At 38.6% G+C, this 14,705-nt stretch carries 14 protein-coding genes and 1 tRNA gene; 1 reads left to right on the top strand and 14 read right to left on the bottom strand.

Annotated features, from left to right (window positions below; translation table 11 throughout):
- Positions 1–84: 84 nt before the first annotated feature.
- From FYJ59_RS07075 to FYJ59_RS07110, 8 genes are all read right to left on the bottom strand, one after another.
- Positions 85–156 (bottom strand) — tRNA-Arg (locus FYJ59_RS07075).
- Positions 157–418: 262 nt separating this feature from the next.
- Positions 419–1,327 (bottom strand): DUF3881 family protein, encoded by a 909-nt coding sequence (locus FYJ59_RS07080; protein WP_154496116.1) that lies wholly within the window; start codon positions 1,325–1,327, stop codon positions 419–421.
- 74 nt (positions 1,328–1,401) lie between these two features.
- A complete protein-coding gene (gene serS / locus FYJ59_RS07085) occupies positions 1,402–2,688 on the bottom strand; it encodes a serine--tRNA ligase (protein ID WP_118546944.1) in 1,287 nt (428 codons plus the stop codon).
- 36 nt (positions 2,689–2,724) lie between these two features.
- Positions 2,725–3,777: an HD-GYP domain-containing protein gene (locus tag FYJ59_RS07090; protein WP_154496117.1), complete on the bottom strand. Its 1,053-nt coding sequence runs from the start codon at positions 3,775–3,777 to the stop codon at positions 2,725–2,727.
- Positions 3,778–3,792: 15 nt separating this feature from the next.
- Entirely contained in the window at positions 3,793–4,314 is a 522-nt protein-coding gene (locus FYJ59_RS07095) for a DUF4446 family protein (RefSeq protein WP_022154030.1), read from the bottom strand.
- A gap of 39 nt (positions 4,315–4,353) precedes the next feature.
- Positions 4,354–5,250: a ParB/RepB/Spo0J family partition protein gene (locus FYJ59_RS07100; RefSeq protein WP_154496118.1), complete on the bottom strand. Its 897-nt coding sequence runs from the start codon at positions 5,248–5,250 to the stop codon at positions 4,354–4,356.
- Positions 5,251–5,272: 22 nt separating this feature from the next.
- Positions 5,273–6,034, bottom strand: a complete 762-nt coding sequence (locus FYJ59_RS07105) for a ParA family protein (RefSeq protein ID WP_022154028.1) — start codon at positions 6,032–6,034, stop codon at positions 5,273–5,275.
- A 29-nt stretch (positions 6,035–6,063) separates the two neighbouring features.
- Positions 6,064–6,315, bottom strand: a complete 252-nt coding sequence (locus FYJ59_RS07110) for a hypothetical protein (RefSeq protein ID WP_022154027.1) — start codon at positions 6,313–6,315, stop codon at positions 6,064–6,066.
- Between the two features lie 486 nt (positions 6,316–6,801).
- Here FYJ59_RS07110 and FYJ59_RS07115 point away from each other — a divergent pair, with 486 nt between their 5' ends.
- Positions 6,802–7,287 (top strand): YbaK/EbsC family protein, encoded by a 486-nt coding sequence (locus tag FYJ59_RS07115; protein ID WP_154496119.1) that lies wholly within the window; start codon positions 6,802–6,804, stop codon positions 7,285–7,287.
- Here the strand turns inward: FYJ59_RS07115 and FYJ59_RS07120 are convergent.
- The 6 genes from FYJ59_RS07120 to FYJ59_RS07145 form a co-directional block, all read right to left on the bottom strand.
- Positions 7,274–7,918 carry a response regulator gene (locus FYJ59_RS07120; RefSeq protein ID WP_154496120.1) on the bottom strand — a complete coding sequence of 215 codons (645 nt, stop codon included), beginning with the start codon at positions 7,916–7,918 and terminating at the stop codon, positions 7,274–7,276. The genes FYJ59_RS07115 and FYJ59_RS07120 overlap by 14 nt on opposite strands.
- 47 nt (positions 7,919–7,965) lie before the next feature.
- The gene (locus FYJ59_RS07125; protein WP_154496121.1) at positions 7,966–8,673 is read right to left on the bottom strand and encodes a sensor histidine kinase; all 708 of its coding nucleotides are present in this window, start codon (positions 8,671–8,673) and stop codon (positions 7,966–7,968) included.
- A 138-nt stretch (positions 8,674–8,811) separates the two neighbouring features.
- Entirely contained in the window at positions 8,812–9,537 is a 726-nt protein-coding gene (gene rsmG / locus FYJ59_RS07130; protein ID WP_154496122.1) for a 16S rRNA (guanine(527)-N(7))-methyltransferase RsmG, read from the bottom strand.
- Between the two features lie 20 nt (positions 9,538–9,557).
- Positions 9,558–11,459, bottom strand: a complete 1,902-nt coding sequence (gene mnmG, locus FYJ59_RS07135; protein ID WP_154496123.1) for a tRNA uridine-5-carboxymethylaminomethyl(34) synthesis enzyme MnmG — start codon at positions 11,457–11,459, stop codon at positions 9,558–9,560.
- A 21-nt stretch (positions 11,460–11,480) separates the two neighbouring features.
- The gene (gene mnmE, locus FYJ59_RS07140) at positions 11,481–12,905 is read right to left on the bottom strand and encodes a tRNA uridine-5-carboxymethylaminomethyl(34) synthesis GTPase MnmE (RefSeq protein ID WP_154496124.1); all 1,425 of its coding nucleotides are present in this window, start codon (positions 12,903–12,905) and stop codon (positions 11,481–11,483) included.
- A gap of 18 nt (positions 12,906–12,923) precedes the next feature.
- Positions 12,924–14,618: a sulfatase-like hydrolase/transferase gene (locus FYJ59_RS07145; protein WP_154496125.1), complete on the bottom strand. Its 1,695-nt coding sequence runs from the start codon at positions 14,616–14,618 to the stop codon at positions 12,924–12,926.
- Positions 14,619–14,705: the final 87 nt, after the last annotated feature.

Here is a 14,705-nt window from a genome sequence, read left to right on the forward strand (position 1 = left end):
TTTGCTGACAAATTTGTCACCGAAAATTCTGTTTTTGCATGAAAAAAGCAGCAATGATTTTCTAGTCATTACTGCTTAAATGAGCGTTCCCTATAGGAATCGAACCTACAATAGAGTCTTAGGAGGACCCCGTTATATCCATTTAACTAAGGGAACAAATGCCGTATTTTCGGGCTTTTTCAGCCTTTTGGCTACGGTAGCCATATCTATGAATCCAACACTAAGTGATGAATTTCTATTGTAACTTACTTTGACATCCAGGTCAATCCTTACTGGAATCGAACTTAAGACTTACCACTTCTTATCTTCCGTCGGTGTCAACCATGGTTGAACCTTAGGAGGCGCTTGTTATATCCATTTAACTATAGGAACATATGCACAATTGTTAGTATACCGAAAATATTGTTATTTTGCAACATTATTCCTCAGGAAAATTGATATATCCCTGCAGCCAGATGGATCCCTTAAAACGACGTCCCACCCGAGGTTCACCGTAGAGGTCTTTTTCGTTAATGCACACATCAAAAGTCAATTCATTGCACAGAATCGTAAGAATATATACCTTTTCTCCGGTAATATCATTGGTCACCAGGCGAAACTCTGTAATCTCTCCCAGTACTGAGTACTGGTCGCACTCCACACCGTAAGGCATAAAATAGGTGTCCACCAGACTGAAAATATCGTTCTTCTGTATCTTCCGGGAGATAGTGGTATACATATCCATATCTTCAAGTGTCAATGTCTCAATGGCATCTTCGTCTCCCTGTCTGGCAGCGGCCAGGAGTTTATTACGATTGGCAGAATCTTTTTTCACGCGCAGGACCTGTTCTTCATCCTTTTTTATAGGTAGGAGAATACTGCCCTTCAGAGACAATCCGGATAAGGTAAGTGTAGTACCGCGGATTGGTAACTTTCCGGTGCTTTGTGCTTTGATATAGGGAATACGATTCCGCAGATAAAAAATCAGAGAGATTCCCACCTTGATATCATCGCAGATACCGGCATAGGAATCCTTATCCGCATGGCGTTCCACAGAGACATCTTCATACGAAGTAATGCCGCTTCCCGTCAGATACGGAAAATAGTATTCGTAGATAAACTTATCGTTATCATCAAATTCTCCACAGACAGCCACACCAAAGGTACCGGATTCTGCGGTACCCTTAGTGTGTGTGTGATTTTTGCTGAATTCTCCTAGGAGGATGCCCTCCTGATTCATGGTATATGCACGATGATCGGAATTCATGATCACGTCTGTCAGTAATTCTTTTAATTTCTTTCGGTCCGTATATTCACTGAATCCGATGGCTCTCATATATTTATGCAAAAAATCACCTTCTTTCCATCTGTATCGTCTATTATAGATGAATTTTATATGCTTCGCATGGGTGAGCTATTCTATCATTTCTTAGGCAGGACTTTCTCCTTACCACCCATGTAAGGACGCAGAGCTACGGGAATGTTCACGCTGCCATCCTCATTTACATTATTCTCCAGGAATGCGATCAGTCCTCTGGGAGAAGCCAGTACGGTATTGTTCAGTGTGTGTACCAGATAAGTTCCATTTTCACCCTTGGTTCGGATACCCAGTCGTCTTGCCTGCGCATCACCCAGGGTAGAACAGGAACCAACCTCGAAATACTTCTTCTGTCTGGGACTCCATGCTTCTACATCGCAGGATTTTACTTTCAGATCTGCCAGATCACCACTACAACACTCCAGGGTACGAACGGGTACATCCAGACTGCGGAAGAATTCTACGGTGTAGGACCACATCTTGTTATACCAATCCATGGAATCCTCAGGCTTACACAGAACTACCATCTCCTGCTTTTCGAACTGGTGTACACGGTATACACCTCTCTCCTCGATGCCGTGGGAACCTACTTCCTTACGGAAGCAAGGAGAATAAGAAGTCATGGTAATGGGCAGGCTCTTCTCTTCTACGATCTGACCCTTGAACTTACCGATCATGGAATGCTCGGAAGTACCGATCAGGTACAGATCCTCTCCTTCAATCTTATACATCATGGCTTCCATTTCTGCGAAACTCATAACGCCGTTTACTACGCTGCTGCGGATCATGAAAGGAGGAATGCAATAGGTAAATCCCTTATCGATCATGAAGTCTCTTGCATAGCTGATCATTGCAGAATGGATTCTTGCTGCATCACCCATCAGATAATAGAAACCATTACCGCTGGTACGTCCTGCGCTCTCCTTGTCCAGACCGTTCAGACGATCCAGGATATCTGCATGATAAGGAACCTCAAAATCAGGAACTACGGGCTCGCCGAATTTCTCGATCTCTACGTTCTGGCTGTCGTCCTTACCGATAGGCACAGATTCATCAATGATATTGGGAATGACCATCATGATCTTGGTGATCTTCTCCTGCAGTTCGGTCTCGGAAGCTTCCAGTTCAGCCAGACGCTTTGCACCGGCAGCTACTTCTGCTTTCTTGGCTTCTGCCTCTTCCTTTTTGCCCTGACCCATCAGTGCACCGATTTCTTTGGAAATACGGTTTCTGGATGCACGCAGATCATCTGCTTCCTGCTTTGCCTTTCTGCTCTCGGCATCCAATGCGATCACCTCATCTACCAGGGAGAGCTTTTCATCCTGGAATTTTTTGCGGATGTTCTCCTTGACCACCTCGGGATTTTCTCTTAAAAATTTAATGTCTATCATGACTTCCTCCATTCTGCCATTCTGATCTGAACAGCATTATTCTAATCCTTTTTCAATATACACATTCAGAACTTTCACAAGATCCAGTATCTTCTCTTCTTTTAATTTCTGTCCGTTTTTATCCCGGATAATCCGGATCACAGGACGATCCTGAAAATCTTTGTTCTGCGATACTACGATTGCTTCTTCTCCGTCACTGGTAAGCACATGGCTTCCGGCGGGATAGACTGCAGTAAAACTTAAAAACGCGTCTACTATTTTACCATTATATTTCACATTTTTAAAGCTTTTTAAATATTCTACCGCTTCATATACTTTGCTGCGTCTCTGAGCAATACCACAGATCATCTCATCAAAGGCATCACATACCACTACGATCTGGCAAGAGAAAGGAATCTCCGCTTCTTTTAATTTGAGAGGAAAACCAGATCCATCCAGTCTCTCATGATGATACAGAATGATCTTCTTCACCTCATCAGAGATCCAGTCCTCATCCTTGACGGAAGTATATCCGTAGACCGGATGCTTCTTATACTCAGCCAGTGCTCCCGGCTTCATATCCTCCATGGATTTACCTTCGTAATCCAAAGTCGTATATCTGAGTCCGATATCATGTAACAGACAGCCTACACCGATATCATGAATCACACTTTTATCTAGCTTCAGCCGAAGCGCTGTCAGAATTGCCATGGAACTTAAGCTGATGGAATGTTCATAGATATCTGCACTTCTCTCCCGGATGTCAAATACTTTTTCTATGACTTCTTTTTCATCCAGTATATTCGTAATAATCTCATCTGCCGCCTGGGTCAGTCCCTGCAGTTCTTTATTATTCTGATAAGTGTGTCTCTCAAGAATACTTTTTACTTTATTTTTTATCGTTTTTTCTATATCGTTTTTAAGTATTACTATTTCATTTGCCTGGTCTTCTTTTACATAGACCTCCAGGATACCCATTTCTTCTATTTTAGAAATATACTCTTTTTTTAATACTACGCCTTCCGGAAGAATGATCTGATAATCCCAAGTCATCAATGACTGTGCAAGAATTTCGTTTCCGGTCAGCTCGCTCAGTTTCATCCTCTTCATATGCTGCTTCCTCTTTTATTCCCCCATTGCTATGGAAAGTGCTTCTGCCTCCTCAGCTCCCAGATCGATCGCACACTGTCCGAGTTTGATCTCCTTAGTGTAAGAATAACAACCCTCAGAACTATGAACGGAATTAATAATAAATCCATTATTATTTTCATCCAGCAGTGCCAGAGAAAAACTCAGCTGTCCTCCCATCTGATTAAATGCATCGTATTTTACCAGACCCATTTTCTGATAAGCGGATTCCATATTCTTATATAAAGTACGAATATCCTTTTTATTTTTCTCTGTATTTGCCTTGAGGAATTTATTGTCCTCATATAGACCTGCAATATCCTGTTCCAGACTGGTACCGTCTTTACCGGTGAGAAATTTATCCAGTCTCTTTTTTAATTTACTCGTCTTCCGGATCTGCACGATCAACAGAATCAGAAAAATGAGTAACAGCAGGATTGTCACTGTCATTCCGATCAGAAGGTATCCTAAGTCAAATCCACCCAGACCGATCTGATTTAAAAAAGTACTACCTGTCATAATACTCTCCTTTGTATCTCTTCTCTTTACTTGTCTTTCTTATTTATTCAGTACATCCAGGAGTCTGTCCAAGTCTTCATGATTGTAAAATTCAATTTCGATCTTACCGGATCCCTCTCCCTTAGATGTAACGGTTACTTTTCTTCCAAGTTTTTGTTTCAGTTTTTCTTCAATATCCTGGTAGATCACCTGCATGGTTTTATCATCTACTTTTTTGGGCTTTGCAGGTTTATGTAAATTTTTTACCAGTTTCTCTACATCACGTACGCTCAGCTTTTCATCAAAAATACGCTGTGCCAGATTATACTGTTCTTCCGGATTCTCCACTGCCAGTAATGCTCTCGCATGTCCGGTACTGATCATCTCATCTACCACCATGCGCTGTACTTCTTCATTCAGTTTCAGAAGTCGGATAGAGTTGGTAACCGCTGCACGGCTCTTGGATACTCTCTCTGCAACTTCATCCTGCTTCAGATGAAACTCTGTTAAGAGTCGCTTGTATGCCTGTGCTTCTTCAATCGGATTCAGATCTTCACGCTGGATATTCTCAATCAAGGAAATCTCCACAATCTCCTGTTCCGTATAATTACGGATGATAACCGGAACTTCCTTCAGACCTGCCAGCTTTGCTGCACGCCATCTTCTCTCACCGGCAATGATTTCATAATAATCTTTGCGGTCCTGTACCAAAATCGGCTGCAACAGACCGAACTGCTTAATAGAATCTGCCAGCTCCTGCAGAGCATCCTCATCAAAATTTTTACGAGGCTGTTCTCTGTTAGGCTCTACCTTTGTGATCTTCACAAGAGTCTGCGGTTCTTTTCCCTCTGTTGTCTCTGTCTTTGATTTTGCTGCTGTTTCTTTTTTTGTCTTTGTCTCCCCTAATGCATTAGGTATTAGAGAATCCAGACCTTTTCCCAATCCTCTCGCTGCCATACCGTTCTTCTCCTATATTTTCTTACTTGTTTTTAATTACTTCTTCTGCAAGCTGCATGTAAGCTTCTGCTCCGGCAGATTTTGGATCATACATATTGATGGGCATTCCATAACTGGGAGCTTCTGCTAATCTGATATTTCGGGGAATTAATGTATTATACACCTTTTGATTCAGATTTTGTTTAACATTTTCTACCACCTGCATAGACAGATTGGTACGGGAATCGTACATAGTGAAAACAACACCATCAATTCTAAGATCCGGATTTAGTCTCTCTTTTACCAGATTAATAGTGTGGATCAACTGGCTCAATCCTTCCAGTGCATAATATTCACATTGAATGGGAACCAGCACACTGTCTGCTGTAGTCATGGAATTAATCGTTAACATATTCAGAGAAGGAGGACAATCAATGATAATAAAATCATAATCATCCTTAACATAATCCACTTCGTTCTTTAATATATATTCCTTCTTATCTACTCCGATCAGTTCGATCTCAGCAGCTGCCAGATTTACATTGGAAGGAACTACCGATACATTCTTGATAATATTTGAAATAATACAATCTCTGATAGAACACTCTCCCAGGATTAGTTCATAAATTGTATTTTCCAATTCATTTTTTTCGATACCAAATCCACTGGTAGTATTTCCCTGTGGATCTGTGTCGATTACTAATACCTTTTTACCTTTTGCAGCCAGAGATGCAGACAAATTAATGGACGTAGTTGTCTTACCTACGCCACCCTTCTGGTTTGCTATTGCAATAATTCTACCCATACTTTTTTCACCATGTCTTTCTTAATGATTTAGCCGTGCAAACCTCTGGACTGTCTGTCCATATCTTCTACAACAATATCATAGATTTCTCCGAGAGAAGCACAATACTCCAGAACCTTCCAGGGCTCATTGGTATGAAAATGAATCTTGATCAGCTCTTCATCTCCTACTGCCAACAGGCAATCACCTTTGAAATGTTCTGTAATGTAGTCATTAATTTCATCTTCATCCAGATTGGTACCTTCAATTAATAATTGTGTATCATATTTGAATTCTAACATTATGAATCCTCCATTCTGTATTCGTGAAACTACTCTATAATAATAGCATGAGCATTTCTATGTTACAAGGTAAAAATACTACTAAAAGTTGATACTTTATTCGCATTTATAGGTAAATACTAGATATTGTGGCTGTGTATTTGTTTTTTTTTTATAAGTATTATGTTTCACGCTTCTTTTGTAATATGTTTCACAAATTTAGCCACTATATCTTGGGTGGTAATGTTTCACGTGAAACATTATGTAGTATGATTTTCATATAGGCTCATAGAATGTTTCACGTGAAACATTTTATGTAATTAACCCCTACATCTAGTGAACAAATTAATTTAAAAGGATATCTATGTAACTTGTTTTGTACTAACATCTATGCTAGGATAAAAATGCTAGTGGTACAAGTAAGCACACACCGATTTGGAGTAGAAAATTGAATTTTGATTTGCGATTTTTCCGACGAAAGGAATCGTCTGCGGAATGGAGATTAATATGGCTATTGATAAAGTAAGAGAATATTTCAAAACCTATCAGATGGATGATCATATTTTGGAATTTAATGTTTCGAGTGCAACCGTAGAATTAGCAGCGGAAGCTTTACATTGTGAAGGAAAACGAATTGCTAAGACAATGTCCTTCCTAATTGATGATCAGCCAATATTAATAGTAACCGCTGGGGATACAAAAATCGATAATGCTAAATACAAACACTTTTTCGGAGCAAAAGCAAAAATGATTCCGGGGGATGAAGTAGAAAGAATTATTGGTCATGCCATTGGCGGTGTATGTCCGTTTGCAGTGAATGATAATGTGAAAGTATACTTAGACGAATCTTTGCAAAGATTTGAAACTGTATTTCCGGCTGCAGGAAGTCCTAACAGTGCAATTGAATTAACAATCCCTGAATTAGAAAAATATTCAAACTTCCTACAGTGGGTAGATGTCTGCAAAGGTTGGCAGGAATCTAATACAATTTAATCAGATCATTTTTGATAGCAAACACTGCTGCCTGTGTTCGATCAGATACATCAATTTTTTTAAAGATATTAGAGATATGATTTTTTACTGTTCTCTCACTGATATTCAAAGATGTTGCAATTTCCTTATTGAACATTCCGTTAGCAACCTCAATAAGTACTTCCAACTCTCTCTTCGTCAAACTGTTGATTTTTTCTTTGTCAATATCTCTGGATACCAGTCGGCTGTTCAAAGCCGGTACCAGACTAGGTTGAATATAAGTTTCTCCCTGTATAATACAATTAATGGCTTTTTTCAGTTCTGCAGATTCTGCATCTTTCATGATATAACCATCTACGCCAATGTCCACAGCCTTTAAGAGATAATCAACTTCATTGTGTACCGTTAATACCAATACTTTAACAGAGATGTTCTTCTTCTTAATCTCCTGCAGAACTTCTATTCCATTCATAACAGGCATATTAATATCCAGAAGCAGTATATCAGGATGAACAGAAAGTAATTGCTCCATACATTCTACACCATTATTAGCTTCGGCAATCACAGAAATAGTACCGTCAAATTCCAGTAATTGACGAATTCCTTCTCTCATAAGAACATGATCATCTGCCAACATAACTTTTATACTCATATATATCCTCACTTACTTGTATATACTTATTCTTTGTCCTTGCTGTCCTATTTTTCAGCTAAATGTAAATCTGAAGGAATCTTAATATCTATCGTAGTTCCCTGACCAGGCTCAGAACTTATATGTATTGTACCGTTCAGTAGAACGACACCCTCATGGATCAATGCTAATCCAAAATGACTGTTCGCTTTATCTTCGGCTTCTTCCATGGTAAATCCCTTACCATTATCTTGGATTAAAATTTCATATTGCTGCTCTGTTTTTTTACAATGGAATAATACCCTGGTAGCCTGTGAATGCTTTTTAATATTCAACAGACATTCCTGAATCACACGGTATAAGGTAATACAAAAATAGTCATCTGTTTCACATGAAACATCATCGATTTCCACATCCATTATGTAGTCTCTGTCAGCATTCAAAAAATCCAGTAATCTTTCAAAGGAAGCCTTTAATCCCAGATCATCAAATGTCATAGGACGCAGATTGAAAATAGTACTTCTGATATCTTCAATGACATTATACAATCCTTTACTCACAGAATTCAATTCCATCTTTGCTCTGGCAGAATCCTTATCAATATATAAGGAAGCCAGTTCAATCATATGAACAAAATGGGCAATATCCTGCAATGAAGTATCATGAAGTTCGGAAACAATTCTTTTTCTCTCTGTCTCCAACATCTCAATCATTTTCTTACCATTTTCTGTATTACAACTACACTCATTCTTTTGTACATTTTCATTATTGTTCATATATCACCTTATAGAACATATGTTCTATTTAAAAATATTCTATTATATTTATAATATAGGAATAATATTATTGTGTAAAACTCTTTTTATTAATAAAAACAAATCTTAACACAATTTTTACATTGGATTCTCTTCGTTTTATGACAAAGGTTCCTTGGATGGCAATCCGGCTTTTCTGGGATATTTTGCAGGTGTGGACTTTTCCTTTGTAATAATAAACAGATTCCGATAAATATCCGAATCGGGAAGTGTAAATTCAACCTGTCCATCCGTTTTTCCACCTAGTATCTTCACAGCATGCTGTGCGGCATTCATCTCTTCTGTTATTTTTTCAGATTTATAAGAGATAAATTTGCCGCCGACCTTTACAAAAGGAAGGCAATATTCTGACAATGTGGAAAGATTAGCCACTGCCCTGGATACACAAAGATCATATTTTTCTCTGCATTTTCCCGGCTTGGCATAATCCTCCGCACGACCATGAATTGTCTCTACACCGGTAAGCCCTAAAGCAGAGATCACCTCATTTAAAAAATTGATTCTCTTATTCAGGGAATCCAATAAAGTAACCTGGAGATTCGGAAATGCAATCTTCAGTGCAAGCCCCGGAAATCCTGCTCCGGTTCCAACATCGATCACTGTTTTATTCTGTGTCACATCGTAAGCTTTGCAGAGAGAAATACTATCCACAAAATGTTTCTTCATGACTTCATCATATTCTGTAATTGCGGTAAGGTTCATTACCTCATTCCACTCCACCAGCATCTCAAAATATTTCAGAAATTGCCGAATCTGTTCATCACTTAAGGTTACACCCAGTGCCTTACAATCTTTTTCAAATTGTTCTGTGTTATATTCTGCCATGCATTCCTCCGGAATTCATATTAACTATGATTTTTTACATTATAATGTTCCAGGTACACTAACAATACCGAAATATCTGCAGGAGATACTCCGGAGATACGGGAGGCCTGTCCTACGGAAATCGGACGGAATTCCTTCAGTTTCTGTCTGGCTTCCAGTCGAAGGGAAGAAACTTCATCGTAATTCAGATTATCCGGAATTAATTTTTTCTCCATCTTACGATACTGTTCAACCTGACGTTTCTGTCTGATAATATATCCTTCATATTTAATTTCAATTTCTACCTGTTCCACAACAGCCGAAGGAAGAGGTTTTCGTTCCTTATCAATAGGAGCCAATGCCGCATATCCCAGCTCCGGTCTGCAGATCAGTTCTGCCAGAGTAGCTGCCGTTTTCAGAGTAGAGCTGCCACACTCTTCCAAAAAATGCTGGATCTCTTTATTGGCACCTACTGAAGTATTTTTCAGTCTCTGAATTTCCTGATCGATAAGTTCTTCTTTTTCAATCAGAGCATCATACTCCTGCTGTGAGATGAGACCTATCTCATAGCCTTTCTTACGAAGACGCAGATCTGCATTATCCTGACGAAGCAACAGACGATATTCTGCTCTGGAGGTCATCATACGATAAGGTTCTCTGTTATCTTTAGTAACCAGATCATCGATCAATACTCCGATATAGCTTTCGGAACGATCCAGTATCAACGGATCTCTGTGCAGAATAGACATTGCCGCATTGATACCGGCGATTAGTCCCTGGGAAGCTGCCTCTTCGTATCCACTGCTTCCGTTAAACTGTCCACCACTGAACAATCCAATGATATTTTTGAATTCCAGGGAAGGATTCAACTGTTTCGCATTAATACAGTCATATTCAATTGCGTAAGCATTTCTAACGATTTCACAGTGTTCCAGTCCCGGAACAGTACGATACATAGCTAACTGTACATCTTCCGGAAGAGATGAGGACATTCCACCAACATACATTTCATTCGTGTGCAGCCCCTCCGGCTCAATAAATACCTGATGTCTCTCTTTTTCCGCAAATTTTACAACCTTATCTTCAATCGAAGGACAATATCTGGGACCGGTTCCTTCGATAATACCCGCATAAATTGGAGAACGATCCAAGTTATTTCGGATGATTTCATGCGTATTTTCATTCGTATAAGTCAGCCAACAGGAAGCCTGTTCTTTCTGTACAGATTCAGGGTCTGTGGAAAAAGAAAAAGGAACCACTTTCTCATCTCCGAACTGCTCTTCCATTTTGGAAAAATCAAGAGAACGCTTATCCATTCTGGCAGGAGTTCCTGTCTTAAAACGACGCATTTCTATTCCCATTGCTTTCAGAGAATCCGTAAGGTGATTTGCTGCCTGCAATCCATTAGGTCCGGTATAAGTAATAGATTCACCGCACAAACATCTCGCACGAAGATATGTACCGGTGCAAAGGACCACAGCCTTACATTCATAGATGGCTCCGGTAAAGGTTTTGACACCTGTGATCTTTTTCTTATGATCTTCTGTTTCCTCCCAAAGAAGTTCACAGACTTCCGCCTGTTTGATCAACAGATTATCCTGATTTTCCAATACTTTACGCATTGCCCTGGAATATTCTGCTTTATCCGCCTGTGCACGCAGTGAGTGTACTGCAGGACCTTTAGAGACATTTAACATTTTGGACTGAATAAAAGTTTTATCAATATTTTTACCCATCTCTCCACCCAAAGCATCCAATTCTCTTACCAGATGTCCCTTGGATGAACCACCGACATTCGGATTGCAGGGCATCAAAGCAATACTATCTACACTTACCGTAAATATCACTGTCTGAAGTCCCAGCCTTGCACAGGCAAGAGCAGCTTCACATCCAGCATGACCGGCACCTACCACACATACATCCACTTGTTTTTTTAGTTCCATGTTATTTATTCCTCTTAGTTATTACTTTCCCATACAAAATTTTGAGAAAATCTCATTGACCACATCTTCATCTACTTCTTCCCCGATGATCTTACCCAGAGAAGCATATGCACTTGTCAGATCAATAGAATAAAAATCTTCGGGCATTCCATCTTCAATACTTCTCTCTACCAATTGCAGACTATGCAAAGCATCCTGAAGAGCTTCTTTATGTCTGAGGTTGGTGACTACCAATTCATTATTATGTTTTAATTCACCCTCAAAAAACATATTTCTAATAGTCTCTTCCAGTTCTTCCATTCCGGAATTTTCCGAAGAGGGATCAATGGTAGAAGTACGAAGGATACGAATATCCTCGCTATGTTTTAATCTTTTTGCCAGATTTTCTTTCAGACTTTCTTCTGTGATTTTATTTTCCAGATCTGATTTATTCAAAAGAATAATTGCCTTTTTGCCATCCAGTAAGGAAATAATATTCTGATCGTCCTCATCAATATTTCCGGAAGCATCTACCACATATAAAATAAGATCAGCATCCATAGCATATTTTTTGGCCCGTTCCACACCGATCTTCTCAACCACATCCTGTGTTTCATGAATTCCGGCGGTATCGATCATATTAAGACTGATTCCATGCAGATTGATTGTCTCATGCAGGGCATCTCTGGTAGTACCCGCAATCTCTGTAACAATCGCCCTATCTTCTCCCAGAAGCATATTAAGCAGAGAAGATTTTCCGGCATTAGGTTTACCTACAATCACGGTGGATATTCCTTCTTTGATAAGTCTTCCATTATCAGCTGTAGCTAAAAGCTTCGCAATCTCTTGTTGAAAATAGGTAACCTTTGTAGCGAGCTGCTCCGGATATCCATCCAGACTAATATGTTCCGGATCATCCAATGCAGATTCGATAAAAGCAATCTGATATAAAATATCTTCCCGCAACGTGTGTATTTTGTTCGAAAGCTGTCCCTTTAACTGACTTACCGAAGAAGAAAGAGCATATTCATTCTGCGAATGAATCACATCGATAACAGCTTCCGCCCGGGATAGATCAATTCTACCGTTCAAAAAAGCCCTTTTTGTAAATTCACCCGGCTGCGCCAGTCTGGCACCGGCATGCAATACCGCTTCCAATACTTTCTGCATGACCAACACACCACCATGACAGTTGATCTCTACTGTATCTTCCGTGGTATAACTCCTCGGAGCTTTCATGACAGCAACCATAACTTCATCAATTACATTTTCATCCGAATCGACAATGTAACCATAATGAATCGTATGACTCTGTACCTTTGTCAAGATTCTCCTGCCGGCTGCAGAACGAAAAATATTATCTATTATATATATGGCATTTTCGCCGCTAATTCTTACAATCCCGATTCCGGAATCCGATAACGCTGTTGCAATGGCAGCAATTGTTTCGTTTTCATATTTTTCCATATTAACGCTCACTATTATCTATTTTGCATCAAACACTCTTCCGGTGGGAATCAATGTAGATTCATCACCTGCATAACCTGTTTGCATATATTCTACCATATGATCTTCTCCAAGATATTTATAGAGAAGATATCTGCGCTCCCGCTGATCACCTTCTTTGTACTCAAAGCAATCATCAGATGCTGCACCATCCAACAATTTATAATACGCACCAACCAGATCCTCAAAAGAAATGGGTGCTCCGGATACCTGAAAATCATGATTTTCATTCAATCCTTTTATAAATAAAATAGGATGTTGTCTGCCTATTTCATTTTCATTACGCTGTGGAGTATCTATCGCATCACCTTCTATATTATATCCATGATCCGAGAGAACAATAATCACTGAATTATCATATACTCCGGCCTCTCTCAATTTATCCAGATATGCCATAGTAACTGTCATAGAAGATTCAATACAAGTATAGTAATTGGCATTATCTATTACATTTACATCCTTATCATAATAGAAAGGAACATGTGCCCCCATCAAATGAATCAGTTTAAATCTTTTTCCATCCACATAACTTATTTCATCTTCTTTCAAATCATCATAAAATGCTTTATTTTTCCAGGAGAATAATTCTTCATCTTTTGGAGTCATCTCTTGATTATTTAGCATATCAACATTAAACCAACATTTCGGTTTTAACAAATAAGGAGCATATTTCATACCAACCATTTTAATGATACGTTTATTAAATAAAGGAGCATCCCAAAGAGAAGACTGCGTATAAGCCAGATTATTAAATGCCCCGTCCATCACGCCTACTTCGAACTTATACTCATCTTCATAATAACTTAAAGTATAATCCTGTTTCTTCAAATATTCAAAAAAAGGAGAATTCTTAAATATTCTAATCTGATAATCCAAAAAGGGCTCTTTATTTTCATACCATTCTCCGGATATGATCAAAGGAAGAGAATGATCTGTATAGGCATATCCGGACATAGTATTATTATAGAAAGTAAAATCTCTCATTTCTTCTTTATATTCCGGATGCTGTTCCCACACCTGCCAAAAACACTCTTCATCAACAGCATCTAACAATACTATAATAAAATTAGTATCCGTAGACATTTCAAATTGATCTAATTTATTAAATTTTTCATATTGCTTTTTAGTAAAAATATCACCATTTACAGCAAGAACAGTGATCGTACTTCCAAGCATCAATATCATAAAAATACTGATATAACTGACTAGCTTTTTTATTTTATCATATTTTAAAAGGAAAAATCCAATAAGACAAATGACAGCTACTACAATCCACATAATTGTAGATTTCATAGTTTCCGTACGATACAAAGTCCAATTAATTTCCGTACCATCCAGAGGCGGTAGATTTTTTATCATAAAATTGCCCTGAATATAACAAGCAATCATACAGGCAAAATAACCATACAATGCAATTTCATAAACTATCTTTGCTATAAAATAAGCTACTGTAAAACTAATAAGACTGATCACAAAAAACAAAAGGAAATCTTTGAGAATAAAAGGAAACAATAAATAGGCATCATACCAAAATTCATTACTGTTATTAATGTAAAATTCCAGCGGAGCATAAATAAAAATCATAAAGCAAAAAGTCAGAGACAGAAATAAAGCAGGCTTTAATTCCGCAAGCATCTTTCCCTTATTCCATTTATTTTTAAACCAGCTTTTCATTTTTGTATATCTCCTTAAAATATAGACAATTATACTCCCAAAAAAGGGTAGTTGTAAATAAAGCCGGTAAATAGAATGAAATTCTAA

The sequence above is a fragment of the Waltera intestinalis genome, from assembly GCF_009695995.1.
GTDB lineage: Bacteria > Bacillota > Clostridia > Lachnospirales > Lachnospiraceae > Acetatifactor > Acetatifactor intestinalis.